This window comes from Dietzia sp. CQ4 (genome assembly GCF_014145125.1).
GTDB classification, from domain to species: Bacteria; Actinomycetota; Actinomycetes; order Mycobacteriales; family Mycobacteriaceae; genus Dietzia; species Dietzia natronolimnaea.
In genome coordinates this window covers 1-18,733 of sequence record NZ_JAALDZ010000109.1, presented here as the reverse complement: position 1 = coordinate 18,733, position 18,733 = coordinate 1, and the positions used below count along the sequence as shown (strand labels likewise).

Here is an 18,733-nt window from a genome sequence, read left to right as displayed (position 1 = left end):
CCCGGCACCCCGTCGGCCGGCGCCTCGGTACCCCGCCGGCCGGCGCCGCGGTATCCCCTCGACCGCGACGTGGCCCGCCCGGACCACGGGAGCGCTCCGCCTATGCTCGGGGAGGCGTTCGCGTTCCACCCCCGCCTCGTCCCGGGCGAGAGCATGCTGGGGTGGTCGAACGACCCGACCGACAAGGAGCCGCAGGACCGATGACGAGCACCCAGAGACCTCTGCGTATCGGCAACGTCTCCGCCTCGCGGACGGACCGCGCCACCGCGACCGCCGAGTTCCTCTCGGCCGCGTCGCTGGACGTACTCGCGCTCGACATGCTCTCGGACGAGGCCATGTTGGAGCTCGCCGAGCAACGCGCGCAGGGCGATCCGGGTCACGAGCGCGCGCTCCTCGTGCAATTGGGGGAGTGCCTCGACCTCGTCGGAACCGGGGGCGTGCGGATCGTCACCAACGCGGGCGCCCTCGATCCGGGTGGGCTCGCCGAGGCCCTGCGTGCCATGGCGGCCGACGCGGGGGTCGAGCTGTCGGTGGCATCGGTCGACTCCGGTGACGTGACCGACCGCGCCGTCGAACTCGGGCTCGGAGAGGCCGACGTCGCCACCGTCAGGCACGGCGCGTTCGGGATCGCGCGGGCCCTCGCCGCGGGAGCCCACGTCGTCGTCACCGGCCGCGTCAGCCGCGAGGCGTTGGTCACGGGCGCGGCGGCAGCACATCACGGGTGGACCCCGTCGGCACTGGACGCGCTGGCCGGGTCCGTGGCGGTGGGGCACGTGCTCTCCGGCGGTCCGGGCGCCACGGGCGTCGTGGACTCGTCGACCGACGTCACCCGGACCACCGACCCGGTGTCCGGTGGCTACCCGATCGCGGAGATCGCCGCCGACGGGTCCGCCGTCGTCACCCGCCACCCCTCGGCGTTCGGGTCCGTCACCGTCGGCACCGTCACCGACCAGCTCCTCGACGGGGTGGCCGGGGCGCGGTACGCCGCCCCCGACGTGGTGCTGCGACTGGACTCCGTCCGACTCGCCCAGGAGGGAACCGATCGCGTCCGGATCAGCGGCGCACGGGGTGAGCCCGCACCACCGGTGGTGGCGGTGGTGGCCATGACCAGGGGACCCGGGAGGCCCCGCCGGGTCGCCCGCCCGCTGGCGCAGGCGGACGCCGGACACACCGTCGTCCTCCCGGGCGGTGAACGCGTCGCGGTGCCCGTCCCGGTGGAGACCGCGGACATCGGGCCCGGCGAGCTGCCCACCCCGTGGTCGCGGGGGTCCGTGCCCGGTGGTGAGCCGGTGACGTCCGTGCTGGGTTCCGTCGCGAGCGTGCGTCGAGGCGTGGTCGGCCGAGGGGTGAACATCGCGGTCTGGACCTGGGACGACTCCGCGTTCGCGTGGCTGGCCGGAGAGCTCACGATCGACCGCTTCCGCGAACTCCTGCCCGCGCTGGAGGGCATGGAGACCCGCCGCTACCTGCTGCCCAACCTCCGCGCCGTCAACCTCGTGGCGCGCCCCCCGCGTGGTGTGCCGCTCGACAGCGGGCTCGGGGCCGACCTGGCCTCCGTCCGTCTGTCGATCCCCGGCGAACTCCTCGAGTTCGGACCGTGAGGCTCGTCGCGAGGCCCGGACCGGCGGAAATGGAGCGAACGTAGGACAGACCCCTGCGCCTCGGCTGCCTAGCGTCGGTGGAGACCGTCCATCGTCCGGGCCCGCCGGGCGCACGTCCCGTGCGGTCGTCTTTCGAGGAGTCCGCATGACACGTTCGATCATCGCCAGAGTCCCGGTCGTCGCCGCCACCTCGCTGCTGGCCGCGGCTGTGGCCGCGGTCGGGGCGCCGGTCGCCACCGCCCAGACCGGGTCCCCCTCCAGTGCCGAACTCAGCAGCGAGCTCGGGGACGCCGCCGGGAGTGTGCAGGAGTTGGAGGCCATCATCGAGGGGATGAACCCGGGTGCCCGGGGAGGGCTGGACAACGGGTCCCTGGCCAATCTCAACGAACTGATCGCGAACATCCGCAGTGGAGAGATCCTCGATGTGTTCCGGGTGGTGCAGGGGATCCCCGGGGGTTCGCAGGACATCATGACCCTCGCGGAGAGGGCCTCGCGTGGTGAAGTGGGGTGGGATCGGGTCCTCGCGGCGACCCAGGTGGTCCTGGCTCCGGTCACGCCGTGCAACACCTTCACCAATTCCGGGCGCCAGGGCATCTTCACCAACAGGCATGAGATCGGCCGCAGCGGCGGCGGCCGGGTACTGCTGCGGTTGGAGACCTATTACGTGCCCGACTTCGTCGAGGTGGCCTATGACGGAACCGTGCTGTGGACCACCCCGGGCTACGTGGGAACCAACGGAGACTGGCACGTGTGGATCGACGTGCCCCCCGGTGTGTCGACATCGATGACGGTGAAGGTCGACGCCCCCCGGAACGGCACCGAGTGGAACTACACCCTGGGGTGCCCGGTGTGACCCCGCGCGACGGCGGGTGAGGTGATCCTCCCGGTCCGCACCGGGAGAACGCCGTGCCAAAAAAGCAAGCAAGCATGCTTGCTTTATTCGAGGCGCGGTGGGAGTCTGATGCCATGCAGACGAACATCCGGCCCTCGGCGACGGAGGACCCGCACGCGGTCCTGGCCGCGCTCAGCGCCCGACTAGACGACCTCGTCGAGACCGCCGGTCCCGACGTCTGGCACCTGGACACCCCGGCCGTGGGCTGGGACGTGGGCATGCAGATCGCGCACCTGGCCTGGACCGACGAGGTCTCGGTCACCGCCATCACCGATCCGGACGCCTTCCAGGGTGTGGTGGAGACGGCCATGGCCGATCCGACCGGTTTCGTGGACGCCGGTGCCGCCGAGATCGCCGCCACCGGCCGCGACGAGGTGCTCGCCCGGTGGCGCCTGGCCCGGGGAGAACTCGCGGACGCGCTCAAGGCCGCCGATCCGGGCGACCAGGTCCCGTGGTTCGGACCGCCGATGCGGCCGAAGTCCATGACGACCGCCCGGATCATGGAGACCTGGGCACACGGCATCGACGTCGCCGACGCCGTCGGGATCCCACTCGACTCCGACCCGGCCTTCATCGCGGCGCTGCCCCACGTGGCCCGTCTGGGGTTCAAGACCCGCGGCTTCGCGTATCTGATGAACGGACTCGAGGCCCCGTCCTCGGAGGTCCACCTCGCGCTCACCCTGCCCGACGGCACCGTCCTCGAGTTCGGCCCGGCCGACGCCGAGCAGCGAGTCACCGGACCGGTGCTCGACTTCTGCCTGCTGGTCACCCAGCGCGTCCACCGCGCCGACACCGCCCTCGAGGCGGTCGGCGAGGACGCGGAGGAGTGGCTGCGGATCGCCCAGGCCTTCGCGGGCCTACCCGGCGGCGGCCGCGAGGAGGGGGCGCGGGCATGACCGGGAGGAACCTCGCCGCGCCGCTGCGCGTGGGAAACATGTCCGGCTTCTACGGTGACCGCATCTCCGCGATGCGCGAGATGCTCGAGGGGGGCGAACTCGACGTCCTCACCGGCGACTACCTCGCCGAACTCACCATGCTCATCCTGGGCCGCGACCGGATGAAGAACGCGGACCTCGGGTACGCCAAGACCTTCCTGCGGCAGCTCGAGGACTGTCTCGGGCTGGCGCTGGAGAAGAACGTCAGGATCGTCGCGAACGCGGGCGGTCTCAACCCCGCCGGCCTGGCCGGCGCGGTCGTCGAGCTCGGATCGCGGCTGGGGCTGTCCCCGCGGGTCGCGCACGTCGAGGGCGACGACCTGATCGACCGGGTCTCGGAACTCGACATCCCGGCCGATGCCGGCTTCCCGGTCACCGCCAACGCCTACCTCGGGGGCTTCGGGATCGCCCGCTGTCTGGACGCCGGTGCCGACATCGTCGTCACCGGTCGCGTCACCGACGCCTCGGTCATCGTCGGTCCGGCGATCAGCCACTTCGGGTGGACCCGGACGGACCTCGACGCCCTCGCCGGCGCCACCGTCGCGGGGCACGTGATCGAGTGCGGGACCCAGGCCACGGGCGGCAACTACGCCTTCTTCAACCGCGGTGAGATCGCCGACCCCGTCACCCCCGGTTTCCCCATCGCCGAGATCGCCTCCGACGGCACCTCCGTCATCACCAAGCACGCCGGGACCGGGGGAGCGGTGACGGTCGGGACCGTCACCTCCCAACTCCTCTACGAGGTCACCGGGGCGCGCTACGGCGGGCCCGACGTCGTCACCCGCCTGGACACCGCTCGCCTCGAGCAGGAGGGCCCCGACCGCGTCCGCATCTCCGGGGTGCGCGGCGAGACCGCCCCGACCACCACCAAGGTGTCGGTGACGTGCCTCGGTGGCTTCCGCAACGAGGTCACGTTCCTGCTCACCGGGCTGGACATCGAGGACAAGGCCGCACTGGTCGAGCGCCAGATCCTGGCCGGCCTCGCCACCCGTCCGGCGGAGATCGACTTCCGCCTCAGCCGCACGGACCACGCGGACGCCGACACCCAGGCCGCGGCGACCGCACTGCTGACCGTCGTCGCCTGGGACCCGGACTCCGACGTGGTGGGCCGGGCGTTCTCCGACGCCGCGGTGGCCATGATCCTGGCGAGCTACCCGGGTGCCACGCCGAGCGCGCCCCCCGGTCGCGGCGGCCCGTACGGCGTGTACGTCCCCGCCTACCTCGACCAGGAGAAGGTGCCGCACGTCGCGGTGCTCCCCGACGGCACCCGGGTGGACATCGCGCCTCCGGAACACACGGAGGAGATGGGCGACGGTCACGCCTCCGACGGCCTCGACGCCGAGGGTGCGTCGCTGTCCCCGTCCTCCCGGTCGACGGCGTCCACCACGCGCAGGCCCCTGGGGGACGTGCTCGGCGCCCGCTCGGGAGACAAGGGCGGGACCGCCAACATCGGTCTGTGGGCCGGAGACGCGGCGGCCTACCGCTGGATGCGCGAGACCCTCACCGTCGACGAGCTGCGTCGCCTGCTCCCGGAGACCGCCGACCTCCCGGTCGAGAGATACGAACTTCCCCGGATCAATGCCGTGAACTTCGTCATCGACGGACTGCTCGGCAAGGGCGTCGCCCACGGCTACCGCTGGGACCCCCAGGCCAAGGGACTCGCCGAGTGGCTCCGCTCCCGCGTCATCGACGTGCCCGACGACATCACCGCCCCCGTACCCGCCGCCCCCGTACCCGCCGCCACGGCACCCGCCGAGCCGGCACCCGCAGAGGAGAACGCGTGACCATCCCGCCGTACGTACCGGGGGATCCCTGGTATTCCGAGGAGAGTCGCGCCCTGCGCGAGACCACGACCCGTTTCGCCGAGCGCGAGATCCTGCCCCACCAGGACGAGTGGGAGGCCGCGGGCGCGTTGCCCCGCGAGCTGCACACGAAGGCGGGCCGACTGGGCCTGCTCGGTGTCTCGTTCCCCGAGGAGGTCGGGGGCGGGGGTGGCGACATGCGTGACTCCCTGATCGTCTGCGAGGCACTCCACGAGGCCGGCGTCGCCGGCGGCGTGTTCGCCTCGCTGTTCACCTGCGGGATCGCCACCCCCCACCTGGCCCAGTCCGGCCGACCCGACCAGATCGAGCGCTGGGTCAGGCCCACGCTCGCCGGCGAGTTGATCGGCTCCCTGGCCATCACCGAACCCGGCGGCGGTTCCGACGTCGGACGCCTCACCACCACCGCCCGCCGGGACGGCGACCACTACGTCGTCAACGGCGCCAAGACGTACATCACCTCCGGTACCCGCGCCGACTTCGTGGTGACCGCCGTGCGCACCGGCGGTGACGACCTGAAGGGAGCGGCGGGCGTCAGCCTGCTCGTCATCCCCACCGACACCCCCGGTTTCCACCGCTCCGCCCCGCTGGAGAAGCTGGGCTGGCGTGCCTCGGACACCGCCGAGCTGACCTTCACCGACTGCCGGGTGCCGGTGGAGAACCTCGTCGGCGCCGAGCACGACGGGTTCGCCCAGATCGCCATCGGCTTCGTGGGCGAACGCGCGGCGCTGGCCGCCCAGGGGTACTCCCACGCCCAGCGATGCCTCGACCTCACCCTGGACTGGGTGCGGGAACGTGAGACCTTCGGCCGCCCCCTGCTCTCCCGGCAGGCCGTGCAGAACACCGTCACCGAGATGGCCCGCCGTATCGACGTCGCCCGCACCTACACCCACCGGTGCGTGGACCTGGCCGCGGCGGGGCACGACGCGATCGCCGAGGTCTGCTTTGCCAAGAACACCGCCGTGGAGTGCGCGGAGTGGGTCGCCAACCAAGCACTCCAGCTCTTCGGAGGTCTCGGCTACATGGCCGAGTCCGAGGTGAGCCGCCAGTACCGCGATGTCCGCCTCCTGGGCATCGGCGGAGGCACCACCGAGATCCTCACCACCCTCGCCGGACGACGTTTGGGGTACACCGCATGACCATCCTGCGTTCCACGCTCGACACCACCAGCGCCGAGTTCGGTGCCGCCAAGGCCGCGATGGAGGACAAACTCACCCAGCTCACCGCCGATCTCGAACCCGCGCTCGCCGGCGGCGGCGAGCGCAAGGTCGCCCGCCACCGCGAGCGCGGCAAGTTCACCGCCCGGGAACGGATCGACATGGTCCTCGACCGCGAGTCGCCCTTCCTCGAGCTGTGCGCTCTCGCCGCGTGGGGCTCGGACTTCCAGACCGGCGCCTCCGTGGTGGCCGGGATCGGCGTGGTCGAGGGCGTGGAGTGCCTGGTCATCGCGAACGACCCCACGGTCAAGGGCGGTACGTCCAACCCGTGGACGCTGCGCAAGATCCTCCGCCTCAACGACGTGGCCATGAAGAACCGGCTCCCGGTGATCAGCCTCGTCGAATCCGGTGGCGCCGACCTGCCCACGCAGAAGGAGGTGTTCATCCCCGGAGGCGCGCTGTTCCGCGACCTCACGCGCCTGTCCAAGGCCGGCATCCCCACCATCGCCGTCGTCTACGGCAACTCCACCGCCGGCGGAGCGTACGTCCCGGGGATGAGCGACCACGTGGTCATGATCGAGGAGCGCTCGAAGGTGTTCCTCGCCGGACCCCCGCTGGTCAAGGCCGCCACCGGCGAGATCGCCGACGAGGAGACCCTCGGCGGTGCGGACATGCACGCCCGCGTCTCCGGCCTCGCCGACCACTACGCCCTCGACGAGGCCGATGCAGCACGCATCACGCGCGGCATCATCCGCCGGCTCAACTGGTCGAAGTCCGGTCGGGCCCCGCGCGCCGAGGTCATCGAGCCGCTCTACGGCGCCGAGGATCTCCTCGGCATCGTCCCGGAGGACCTCAAGATCCCCTTCGACCCGCGCGAGATCATCGCACGCATCGTGGACGGGTCCGACTTCGACGAGTTCAAACCGCTCTACGGGGCGAGCCTGGTCACCGGGTGGGCCGAGATCCACGGCTACCCGGTGGGCATCATCGCCAACGCGCGCGGCGTGCTGTTCAGTGCGGAGGCGCAGAAGGCCACGCAGTTCATCGAGCTGGCCAACCGCTACGACACCCCGTTGGTGTTCATGCACAACACCACCGGATACATGGTGGGCTCGGAGTACGAGCGCGGCGGCATCATCAAGCACGGCTCGATGATGATCAACGCGGTCTCCAATTCCGAGGTCCCGCACCTGTCGCTCATCACCGCCGCGTCGTACGGCGCGGGCCACTACGGCATGTGCGGCCGCGCCTTCGACCCCCGGTTCCTCTACACGTGGCCGAGCGCCAAGTCCGCCGTCATGGGCGGTCAGCAGCTCGCCGACGTGGTCACGTCCGTGGCCGCCGCCGCCTCGTCCGCCCGGGGCGAGGAGATGACCCAGGAGACGATCGACGGTCTCAAGACCATGATCGCCGACCAGATCGAGAAGGAGTCGTTGCCGGCATTCCTGTCCGGGATGCTCTACGACGACGGCATCATCGACCCCCGCGACACCCGGACCGTGCTGGGTCTCAGCCTGTCCGCGATCCACTCCGGAGAAGTCGCCGGAACCGACCGCTTCGGCGTCTTCCGGATGTGAGGAACACACCCATGCAGAATTCACCCACCCCAGCCCCGATCACCTCGGTCCTGGTCGCCAACCGCGGGGAGATCGCCCGCCGTGTCCACCGCACCGCCCGCGCCCTGGGCATGACCACGGTGGCGGTCTACTCGGACGCCGACTCGGGCGCCCCGCACACCCGCGAGGCCGACGCCGCGGTCCGTCTCCCCGGCAACACCCCCGGGGAGACCTACCTGCGAGGTGACCTGGTCATCGCCGCGGCCAGGGCCGCCGGAGCCGACGCGATCCACCCCGGGTACGGGTTCCTGTCCGAGAACGCCGGGTTCGCCCGCGAGGTGATCGACGCGGGGCTCACCTGGGTCGGCCCGCCGGTGGCCGCCATCGAGGCCATGGGCTCCAAGATCGAGGCCAAGAAGATGATGGGCGAGGCCGGAGTGCCCATGCTCGCCGACCTCGAGCCCGCCGACGTCACCGAGGACATGCTCCCGGTGCTGGTCAAGGCCTCCGCCGGTGGTGGCGGACGCGGTATGCGCGTGGTCCGCACCCTCGACTCGTTGCACGACGAGATCGCGGGCGCCCGGCGTGAGGCCAGGTCCGCCTTCGGCGACGACGCCGTGTTCTGTGAGCGGTACCTCGAGCGTGGCCGTCACATCGAGGTCCAGATCATGGCGGATTCGCACGGCACCGTCTGGGCGGTGGGCGAGCGCGAGTGCTCCATCCAACGCCGCCACCAGAAGGTGATCGAGGAGGCCCCGAGCCCGCTGGTCGAGCGGACCCCGGGGATGCGGGAGAAGTTGTACTCGGCGGCCCGCGACGCCGCGTCCGCGATCGGGTACACCGGCGCCGGCACGGTCGAGTTCCTGGCCACCGACGACGGCGAGTTCTTCTTCCTCGAGATGAACACCCGACTCCAGGTCGAGCACCCGGTCACCGAGGCCACGACCGGACTCGACCTGGTGGCGCTCCAGCTGGACGTGGCGGCGGGCCTCCCCCTGCCGTCCACCACACCCCCGGCCGCCCACGGCTGGTCGTTCGAGGCCCGCCTCTACGCCGAGGACCCGGCGAGCGACTACACGCCGGGTTCCGGAACCCTGTGGGCGCTCGACGTCCCCGGCGTCTGCTCGACCTTCGAGGGCCCGCACCGCCCGGGCATCCGGGTGGACAGCGGTGTCGAACCCGGGGCGGACGGCGCGGTGATCGGCGTGCACTACGACCCGATGCTGGCCAAGGTCATCTCCTACGGCCGTACCCGTTCCGAGGCCTGCGCCTCGCTCGCCGGCGCGCTGACGCGGGCGAAGATCCACGGCCTGACGACCAACCGCGCCCAGCTGGTCCGGGTCCTGCGCCACCCGGAGTTCATCGCCGGCAACCTGTCGACCGCGTTCCTCGACGATCACGGTGCGCAGGCGCTCGCCGCCCCGCTCGCCGACGACGAGGCCGTGGCGATCTCCGCGCTGGCCGCCGCGATCGTGTCCGGGACCGCCGACCACGCCGCCGGGCCGGTGGCGCTGGCGCAGGCGGGCTTCCGCAACGTCGGCCGCACGCTCCAGAGGCGGACCTACCGGTTCGGGGAGGACGAGCTGGAGGTGGCGTACATCCGCGACCGCTCCGGCGCCCACGCGGACGGCGATCTCGCCGAGGTCGTCCGCGTCGGACAGGTCCGCCCCGACTCGGTGGACCTCGAGGTCAGGGGAGTGCGCCACACCTTCTCCGTGGCCCGGTACGAGGTGGTGGGTTCCGACACCGTCGTGGAGGTGGACTCGCCACTCGGACCGGTCCCGCTCATCGAACCGCCCCGGTACTCCGATCCCGGCGCGGAGGTCGCCGCGGGTTCGCTGCTCGCCCCCATGCCGGGTGCGGTCATCCGGGTGGCCGTCTCCGTCGGGGACACCGTCACCGCCGGCCAGCCGCTGCTGTGGATGGAGGCCATGAAGATGGAACACACCATCTCCGCCGCCGTGGAGGGCATCGTCACCGAGCTGCCGGTCGAGGTCGGCACCCAGGTCGAGACCGGCACCATCCTCGCCGTCGTCGCGGAACCCGACAGCACCGACGCCGACAGCACCGATCCCGCCAGCACCGACACCACCACCCCCCAGGAGTGACCACGATGACCGACATCTCTCAGATCCCCAACCCCGTCGTCGACACCGAGGAGCAGAAGCAACTCCGCAAGGTCGCCTTCGACCTGGGCTCGCGATACGGCATGGAGTACATGCGCGAGAAGTCCGACGCCGGCGAGACCACCGACGAGCTGTGGACCGAGGCGGGCAGGCTCGGACTGCTGGGGGTGAACCTGCCCGAGGAGTACGGCGGCGGCGGGGCCGGCATGACCGAGCTCGCGATGGTCGAGGAGGAGCTCTCCGCCGCGGGCGCCGGGCTGCTCATGATGGTGGTCTCGCCCGCCATCAACGGCACGATCATCTCCCGCTTCGGGACCGAGGAGCAGAAGAAGCGCTGGCTGCCCGGCCTGGCCTCGGGCGAGATCATCACCTCGTTCGCCATCACCGAGCCGGACGCCGGGTCCAACTCCCACGCCATCACCACCACCGCACGCCGGGACGGCTCGGACTTCCTGCTCAGCGGGCAGAAGACCTACATCTCGGGCGTCGACCAGGCCGACGCGATCCTCGTGGTGGCCCGACTCGAGGGCGCCGCGAGCGGCAAGCTCCAGCCGGCGCTGTTCATGGTGCCCACCGACGCCCCGGGACTCGAGCGCACCCACATCCCCACCGAGGTGCGCACGCCCGAGCGGCAGTTCCAGCTGTACTTCGACGACGTGCGGCTACCCGCGGACGCGCTGATCGGCGACGGCGACACCGCGCTGCTCATGCTCTTCGCGGGCCTCAACCCCGAGCGCATCATGGCCTCCGGGATGGCGATCGGTTCCGCCCGCTACGCGATGGACAAGGCCACGAAGTACGCGAACGAGCGCACCGTGTGGAAGACCCCGATCGGCGCCCACCAGGGGATCGCCCACCCCCTCGCCCAGTGCAAGATCGAGCTGGAGCTGGCCCGGCTGATGATGCGCAAGGCCGCCGCGCTCGTCGACGCCGGCCTGGACGACCTCGCCGGCGAGGCCGCCAACATGGCCAAGTACGCCTCCGGAGAGGTCTCCGCCCGCACCGTCGACCAGGCCATCCAGACCCTCGGCGGCAACGGCCTGTCGGTGGAGTACGGCCTCGCCGGCATGCTCGCCGCATCGCGCCTGCCCCGCATCGCCCCGGTCAGCCGGGAGATGATCCTCAACTACGTGGCCCAGCACTCGCTCGGGCTGCCGAGGAGCTACTGAGGTGGCCGCGGCGGACGATCAGACCGTGGGTGTTCCGGTGCTGGTGCGCTACGAGGTCTCCGGGGGCGCCGCCCGCGTGACCCTCGACTCGCAGCACAACCGCAACGCCATCTCGAGCGCCCTGGTCGAGCAGCTGCACGCGGCGCTCGACCGGGCGGCCGCGGACGACGGTGCCCGCGTGGTGGTCCTCGGTCACGCCGGCGGGACCTTCTGCGCCGGCGCCGACCTTTCCGAGGCCTCGGCGGCCGGGGCCGACAAGAGCAGCCCGGAGGCGCAGGCCGCCGAGCGGACCCGGGTGTTCCTCGGGCTGCTCCGGGCGATCATCTCGCACCCCAAGCCCGTGATCGCCGCCGTGGACGGCCACGTCCGCGCCGGCGGTATGGGACTGGTGGCCGCCTGCGACCTCGCCCTCGCCGGGCCGACGTCGACGTTCGCGCTCACCGAGGTCCGCCTCGGTCTGGCGGCGGCCATGATCTCGGTGCCGCTGGCGGCGCGGATCAACTCACGGGACCTCGCACGCGCCCTGCTGACCGGTGAGAAGTTCGACGCGGCGCACGCGAGTCGGATCGGCCTGCTCTCGGAGGCGGTCGACGACGTCGACGCCGCCGTCGACGAGCTGGTCGCCGCGTTCCGGCCCTGTTCACCGCAGGGACTGGCGGAGAACAAGGCGCTGCTGGCGGCGCCGATGCTGGCCGATCTCGACGCCCGTGGAGAAGACCTGGCCGGGGTGACCGCCCGCCTGTTCACCACCGCCGAGGTCGCCGAGGGGATGACCGCATTTCTTGAGCGCCGACCGCCCTCCTGGGCGACGCCGGACGCGTAGCGTATGCGATGTCGTTGATGTGTGACCGTCACCACATCGCCCGCGTCCAACCCGAGAGGTAATGCCATGCGCACCAGAGCAGCCATCATCCGTGAACCCAAGCAGGACGCCTGGGAGATCGTCGACGTCGACATCGACGACCCCAAGGCGGGGGAGGTGCAGGTCAAACTCGCCGCCTCGGGGCTGTGCCACTCGGACGAGCACCTGCTCACGGGGGACCTGCAGTTCGAGACCTATCCGATCATGGGTGGCCACGAGGGCGCGGGCGTGGTGACCAAGGTGGGAGAGGGTGTCACCGGGCTCGAGGAGGGGGATCACGTCGTCCTGGCGTTCATCCCCGCCTGCGGCACCTGCCCGCCCTGTTCCGAGGGGCTGCAGAACCTCTGTGACAACGGCGCCGGGCTGCTGAGCGGCCGGGCCATCAGCGACGACGGCTACCGGGTGCACACCGCCGACGGCGAGCCCGTGGCGACCATGTGCGTCCTGGGCACCTTCGCGCCGCACGTCACCGTCCACCAGTCCTCGGTCGTCAAGATCGAGAAGGACATCCCCCTGGACAAGGCCGCCCTGCTCGGATGCGGTGTCTGCACGGGGTGGGGCTCGGCCACCGAGATCGGCCAGGCCAAGGAGGGCGACGTCGTGGTGGTGGTCGGCGTGGGCGGGATCGGGATCAACTCCGTCCAGGGCGCCGCCGCGGCGGGGGCGCGCGTCATCGTGGCCGTGGACCCGGTGGAGTTCAAGCGGGAGAAGGCGATGGAGTTCGGGGCGACACACACGTGTGCCTCGATGGACGACGCCATGGCGCTGGTGGGGGAGCTCAGCTGGGGGCGCATGGCGGACCTGGTCCTGCTCACCATGGGAGTGGTGGACGGGAAGGACCTGCTGCCCGGGCTGATGCTCACCGGCAAGGGGCGCCGCTGCGTGGTCGTGGGGCTGGGGGACATGATGGCCGTCGACGCGCAGATCTCCATCCTCGACCTGGCCATGCAGCAGAAGACCCTGCAGGGGGCGATCTTCGGTGGCACCGGCCCGCGCAAGCAGATCCCGCACCTGCTGCACCAGTACCGGGCCGGGAACCTCAAGCTCGACGAGTTGGTCACCAGGACGTACCGGCTCGACGAGATCAACCAGGGGTACCAGGACATGCGCGACGGCAAGAACATCCGCGGTGTGATCATCTACGACGAGCAGGACTGGTAACAGGAGGAGCAATGACGGCACCCGAGCAGCGGGCCCCCAAGCAGGACCGTAGTCGCCTCACGCGGGAACGCCTCCTGGGTGCCTCGATCGACCTCCTCGCCACGCAGGGCTGGGCGGCGACCACCGTGGGCGCGGTGGCCGCCGCCGCCGGCGTCTCACGGGGCGCCGCGCAACACCACTTCCCGACCCGTGAGGACCTCATCACCGCCGCCCTCGGGCACATGATCGAACAGCGGCTCGCGGACGTCCGGAACGTGGGACTCGATCTGCCCGACCCGGGCCCGGAGCGGACGGTCGCCGTGGTCCGACTCATCGTCCAGCACTACACCTCCGACATCTTCAAGGCGGCGCTGCACGTCTGGACCGCGGCGGCCAGCGATCCGGCGTTGCGCGACCGCGTGCTGCCGCTCGAGAACCACATGTCCCGGGAGGTCCTGGTGATCGCCGCCGCCGCCCTCGGACACGACCCCGGCGACGTGCGGGTGCGCAGGCCCCTGCAGGCCACCCTCGACCTGGCCCGCGGGCTCGGGCTCGCGGACGTGCTCTCCGACGACTCGGCCCGTCGTGAGAAGGTGATCCGATACTGGGCCGAGACCCTCGACCTGGTGCTCGCGCAGGTCCCGCAGGCGTCGGCCCGAGGCGTCGCCCCGGCCGCGTTTTGACCGATCCTCACGAGGGCGGTTAGGCTTGACCATCGTGCTCGCAGTACGCGAGCTGGAGGATCGTGCCCAGTAGGCCAGCGAGAGCGGCTGACGTGGTCGCCCGTGCGCCCGTCGGGGAGCGCGAGAGTCCGGATACGAGCAACGTCCCAGTGACCGGTGGTCGCCCCCGAGGAGGCCGCCAGCTAGAGAAAGTCGGTTCATGCCAACCATCAACCAGCTGGTCCGCAAGGGCCGCCAGGACAAGAAGTCCTCGACGGCGACGGCTGCCCTCAAGGGCTCGCCGCAGCGTCGTGGCGTGTGCACCCGTGTGTACACCACCACCCCCAAGAAGCCGAACTCCGCGCTGCGTAAGGTCGCCCGCGTGCGCCTCACCAGCGGTATCGAGGTCTCCGCCTACATCCCCGGTGAGGGCCACAACCTCCAGGAGCACTCCATGGTGCTCGTCCGTGGTGGTCGTGTGAAGGACCTCCCGGGTGTCCGTTACAAGATCATCCGCGGCTCCCTCGACACGCAGGGCGTGAAGGACCGCAAGCAGGCCCGCTCCCGCTACGGCGCCAAGAAGGAGAAGTAATGCCTCGCAAGGGTCCCGCCCCGAAGCGCCAGCTCATCAACGATCCGGTCTACGGCTCGCCGCTGGTCACGCAGCTCGTCAACAAGATCCTCCTCGACGGCAAGAAGACGACCGCCGAGCGCATCGTCTACTCCGCGCTGGAGATCTGCCGCGAGAAGACCGGTACCGATCCGGTCCTCACCCTCAAGAAGGCGCTCGACAACGTCAAGCCCGCCCTCGAGGTCCGCTCCCGCCGCGTCGGTGGCGCCACCTACCAGGTGCCCGTCGAGGTCCGCCCCGGGCGTTCCACGACCCTGGCCATGCGCTGGCTGGTGACCTTCTCCCGGCAGCGCCGCGAGAACAGCATGGTCGAGCGTCTCGCCAACGAGATCCTCGACGCCTCCAACGGTCTGGGTGCCGCGGTCAAGCGCCGCGAGGACACCCACAAGATGGCCGAGGCCAACCGGGCGTTCGCGCACTACCGCTGGTGATCCAGCCGGGCCCCGGAGCGGGGGGACGCCCCCCGGGCGTCACCGCTCCGGGGCCCCCCGGCCGCCCCGAGGGTGGCATCATTGAACGAGGGTCGGCTCCCGCGCGAGTGAAGCGGGGCACGGCCCAGGACAACAGACCCGGTTCGGACGGTCCACACGACCGCCCGGGCCACCTAAGACTCACGATCGGGGACCATCCGTGGCACAGGACGTGCTGACCGACCTCAACAAGGTCCGCAACATCGGCATCATGGCGCACATCGACGCCGGTAAGACGACCGTCACCGAGCGCATCCTGTTCTACACGGGTGTCAACCGGAAGATCGGCGAGACGCACGACGGCGCCTCGACCACCGACTGGATGGAACAGGAGAAGGAGCGCGGCATCACCATCACGTCGGCCGCCGTCACCTGTTTCTGGGCCGACAACCAGATCAACATCATCGACACCCCGGGCCACGTCGACTTCACGGTCGAGGTCGAGCGCTCGCTGCGCGTCCTCGACGGCGCCGTCGCGGTCTTCGACGGCAAGGAGGGCGTGGAGCCCCAGTCGGAGCAGGTCTGGCGCCAGGCCGAGAAGTACGACGTCCCGCGCATCTGCTTCGTCAACAAGATGGACAAGATGGGCGCGGACTTCTACTACACCGTGCAGACCATCATCGACCGGCTCGGCGCGAAGCCGCTCGTCCTGCAGCTGCCCATCGGCGCGGAGGACGAGTTCGACGGGGTCATCGACCTCGTCGAGATGAAGGCCCTCGTCTGGCCCGGCGTCACGCCGATCGGCACCGAGGCCACGGTCCAGGAGATCCCCGAGGATCTCAAGGACAAGGCCGACGAGTACCGGGAGAAGCTCCTCGAGGCCGTCGCCGAGAGCGACGAGGCCCTCATGGAGAAGTACTTCGGCGGCGAGGAGCTGACGAAGGCCGAGATCCAGGCCGCGATCCGCAAGATGACGGTCAACGCCGAGATCTACCCGGTGCTGTGTGGTTCGGCGTACAAGAACAAGGGCGTCCAGCCCCTGCTCGACGCCGTCATCGCGTACCTGCCGAACCCGCTCGACGTCGGCTCGATCCACGGTCACGCCGTGGGCGACGAGGAGAAGGTCGTCAGCCGTCAGCCCTCCAAGGACGAGCCGTTCGCGGCGCTGGCGTTCAAGATCGCCGTGCACCCGTTCTTCGGTGAGCTCACCTTCGTCCGCGTCTACTCGGGTCGCATCGACCCGAGCACGCAGGTGCAGAACGCCACCAAGGGCAAGAAGGAGCGCGTCGGCAAGCTCTTCCAGATGCACGCCAACAAGGAGATGCCCGTCGAGGAGGCCGTCGCCGGCCACATCTACGCGTTCATCGGCCTCAAGGACACCACCACGGGTGACACCCTGTGTGACCTGCAGAACCAGGTCATCCTCGAGTCGATGACGTTTCCGGCCCCGGTCATCGACGTCTCGATCGAGCCCAAGACCAAGGCCGACCAGGAGAAGCTCGGCACGGCCATCCAGAAGCTGGCGCGCGAGGACCCGACGTTCTCCGTCAGGCTGGACGACGAGACCGGTCAGACGGTCATCGGCGGCATGGGCGAGCTCCACCTCGACGTCCTCGTCGACCGGATGAAGCGTGAGTTCAAGGTCGAGGCCAACGTCGGCAAGCCGCAGGTCGCCTACCGCGAGACCATCAAGGGCACGGTCGAGAAGTACGACTACACCCACAAGAAGCAGACCGGTGGTTCGGGCCAGTTCGCCAAGGTCCAGATCCGTCTCGAGCCGCTCCCCCAGGAGCAGGTCGAGGAGGGCGAGACCTACGAGTTCGCCGACAAGGTCACCGGTGGCCGGGTGCCCAAGGAGTACATCCCCTCCGTGGACCACGGCATCAAGGACGCCATGCAGTACGGCGTCCTGGCCGGGTACCCGATGGTCAACGTCAAGGCGACGCTGGTCGACGGCGCGTACCACGAGGTCGACTCCTCGGAGATGGCGTTCAAGGTCGCGGGCTCGATGGCGTTCAAGGAGGCCGCGCGCAAGTGCCAGCCGGTGATCCTCGAGCCGCTCATGGCGGTCGAGGTCATCACGCCCGAGGACTACATGGGCGACGTCATCGGCGACATCAACTCCCGCCGCGGCCAGATCCAGGCGATGGAGGAGCGCTCCGGCGCCCGCGTCGTCAAGGCCAACGTGCCGCTGTCCGAAATGTTCGGCTACGTCGGCGACCTCCGGTCGCGGACGCAGGGCCGGGCCAACTACTCGATGGTCTTCTCCCACTACGCCGAGGTTCCGGCGAGTGTGTCCAAGGAGATCATCGCCAAGGCGACCGGCGAGTAACCGGTACTGGTCCCGCCCGGCCGTGAGGTAGGGCGGGGCCGATGCCGGCGGCGCACGGTCGAACCTCCGGGTGGCCGCCGGTTCGTGCCCCCCACGGCACGATGAGTAAGATCAGATCCCACACAAAGCAGTGCCCACCTCGAGGTGGGGACAGACCAGTCCAGGAGGACACACAGTGGCGAAGGCGAAGTTCGAGCGGACCAAACCGCACGTTAACATCGGCACCATCGGTCACGTCGACCATGGCAAGACCACCACCACCGCGGCCATCACCAAGGTCCTGGCGGACACCTTCCCCGATCTCAACGACGCGTTCGCGTTCGACGAGATCGACAAGGCGCCGGAGGAGAAGGCTCGTGGTATCACGATCAACATCTCCCACGTCGAGTACCAGACGGAGAAGCGCCACTACGCGCACGTCGACGCCCCGGGTCACGCCGACTACATCAAGAACATGATCACGGGTGCCGCCCAGATGGACGGCGCGATCCTGGTCGTGGCCGCCACCGACGGCCCGATGCCGCAGACGCGTGAGCACGTACTGCTCGCCCGTCAGGTCGGCGTCCCCTACATCCTCGTCGCCCTCAACAAGTGCGACATGGTCGACGACGAGGAGATCCTCGAGCTCGTCGAGATGGAGGTGCGTGAGCTCCTCGCCTCGCAGGAGTTCGACGAGGACGCCCCCGTCGTCCACATCTCGGCGCTCAAGGCGCTCGAGGGTGAAGAGAAGTGGGTCCAGGCGATCCGCGACCTCATGCAGGCCTGCGACGATTCCGTCCCGGACCCCGAGCGTGAGACGGAGAAGCCCTTCCTCATGCCCGTCGAGGACGTCTTCACGATCACCGGTCGTGGCACCGTCGTCACCGGTCGCATCGAGCGCGGCAAGATCAACGTGAACGAGGATGTCGAGCTCATCGGCATCAAGGAGAAGGCCACCAAGACCACCATCACGGGCATCGAGATGTTCCGTAAGCTGCTCGACTACGGCGAGGCCGGCGACAACGTCGGTCTGCTCGTCCGTGGCCTCAAGCGCGAGGAGGTCGAGCGCGGCCAGGTCGTCATCAAGCCGGGCGCGTACACCCCGCACACGAACTTCGAGGGCCAGGCGTACATCCTGTCCAAGGACGAGGGCGGCCGTCACACGCCGTTCTTCAACAACTACCGTCCGCAGTTCTACTTCCGCACCACGGACGTGACCGGCGTCGTGACCCTCCCCGAGGGCACCGAGATGGTCATGCCGGGCGACAACACCGAGATGAGCGTCGAGCTCATCCAGCCGGTCGCCATGGACGAGGGCCTGCGCTTCGCGATCCGTGAGGGTGGCCGCACCGTCGGCGCCGGTCAGGTCACCAAGATCATCAAGTGATCGACAGACCCGTCGGGTCGGACGAGTAGTCCGGACCATATGAGGGAGGGGCGCCCCACCGCGAGGTGGGGCGC

At 70.1% G+C, this 18,733-nt stretch carries 15 protein-coding genes; all 15 read left to right on the top strand.

Going from position 1 to position 18,733, the window contains the following annotated elements; genetic code table 11:
* The first annotated feature begins 200 nt into the window (after positions 1-200).
* The 15 genes from G6031_RS07170 to tuf all read left to right on the top strand — a co-directional run bounded on the left by G6031_RS07170 (position 201) and on the right by tuf (position 18,659).
* Complete coding sequence (locus G6031_RS07170; RefSeq protein ID WP_182652878.1) at positions 201-1,601, top strand: acyclic terpene utilization AtuA family protein; 1,401 nt, start codon at positions 201-203, stop codon at positions 1,599-1,601.
* Positions 1,602-1,746: 145 nt separating this feature from the next.
* Positions 1,747-2,454, top strand: coding sequence for a hypothetical protein (locus tag G6031_RS07165; RefSeq protein ID WP_182652877.1), 708 nt, complete (start codon positions 1,747-1,749; stop codon positions 2,452-2,454).
* Between the two features lie 113 nt (positions 2,455-2,567).
* Complete coding sequence (locus G6031_RS07160; RefSeq protein ID WP_182640760.1) at positions 2,568-3,389, top strand: TIGR03084 family metal-binding protein; 822 nt, start codon at positions 2,568-2,570, stop codon at positions 3,387-3,389.
* Complete coding sequence (locus tag G6031_RS07155; protein WP_182615476.1) at positions 3,386-5,212, top strand: acyclic terpene utilization AtuA family protein; 1,827 nt, start codon at positions 3,386-3,388, stop codon at positions 5,210-5,212. Before G6031_RS07160 ends, G6031_RS07155 begins: the two co-directional genes overlap by 4 nt.
* Positions 5,209-6,387, top strand: a complete 1,179-nt coding sequence (locus G6031_RS07150; RefSeq protein ID WP_182615474.1) for an acyl-CoA dehydrogenase family protein — start codon at positions 5,209-5,211, stop codon at positions 6,385-6,387. Before G6031_RS07155 ends, G6031_RS07150 begins: the two co-directional genes overlap by 4 nt.
* Positions 6,384-7,982, top strand: coding sequence for a carboxyl transferase domain-containing protein (locus tag G6031_RS07145; protein WP_182615472.1), 1,599 nt, complete (start codon positions 6,384-6,386; stop codon positions 7,980-7,982). The genes G6031_RS07150 and G6031_RS07145 overlap by 4 nt, the downstream gene beginning before the upstream one ends.
* A gap of 11 nt (positions 7,983-7,993) precedes the next feature.
* The gene (locus tag G6031_RS07140) at positions 7,994-10,069 is read left to right on the top strand and encodes a biotin carboxylase N-terminal domain-containing protein (RefSeq protein WP_182652876.1); all 2,076 of its coding nucleotides are present in this window, start codon (positions 7,994-7,996) and stop codon (positions 10,067-10,069) included.
* Positions 10,070-10,074: 5 nt separating this feature from the next.
* Entirely contained in the window at positions 10,075-11,256 is a 1,182-nt protein-coding gene (locus tag G6031_RS07135) for an acyl-CoA dehydrogenase family protein (RefSeq protein ID WP_179525932.1), read from the top strand.
* A 1-nt stretch (position 11,257) separates the two neighbouring features.
* Positions 11,258-12,079, top strand: a complete 822-nt coding sequence (locus G6031_RS07130) for an enoyl-CoA hydratase family protein (RefSeq protein ID WP_347238457.1) — start codon at positions 11,258-11,260, stop codon at positions 12,077-12,079.
* A gap of 66 nt (positions 12,080-12,145) precedes the next feature.
* Complete coding sequence (locus G6031_RS07125; protein WP_179525931.1) at positions 12,146-13,279, top strand: NDMA-dependent alcohol dehydrogenase; 1,134 nt, start codon at positions 12,146-12,148, stop codon at positions 13,277-13,279.
* Between the two features lie 11 nt (positions 13,280-13,290).
* Entirely contained in the window at positions 13,291-13,941 is a 651-nt protein-coding gene (locus G6031_RS07120; RefSeq protein WP_182652875.1) for a TetR/AcrR family transcriptional regulator, read from the top strand.
* Between the two features lie 199 nt (positions 13,942-14,140).
* Entirely contained in the window at positions 14,141-14,512 is a 372-nt protein-coding gene (gene rpsL, locus G6031_RS07115) for a 30S ribosomal protein S12 (protein WP_017838186.1), read from the top strand.
* Entirely contained in the window at positions 14,512-14,982 is a 471-nt protein-coding gene (gene rpsG / locus G6031_RS07110; protein ID WP_179525929.1) for a 30S ribosomal protein S7, read from the top strand. The genes rpsL and rpsG overlap by 1 nt, the downstream gene beginning before the upstream one ends.
* A gap of 199 nt (positions 14,983-15,181) precedes the next feature.
* Complete coding sequence (gene fusA, locus G6031_RS07105; protein WP_182617728.1) at positions 15,182-17,293, top strand: elongation factor G; 2,112 nt, start codon at positions 15,182-15,184, stop codon at positions 17,291-17,293.
* A 175-nt stretch (positions 17,294-17,468) separates the two neighbouring features.
* Positions 17,469-18,659: an elongation factor Tu gene (tuf, locus tag G6031_RS07100; RefSeq protein WP_182617730.1), complete on the top strand. Its 1,191-nt coding sequence runs from the start codon at positions 17,469-17,471 to the stop codon at positions 18,657-18,659.
* The last annotated feature ends 74 nt before the right edge of the window (positions 18,660-18,733 follow it).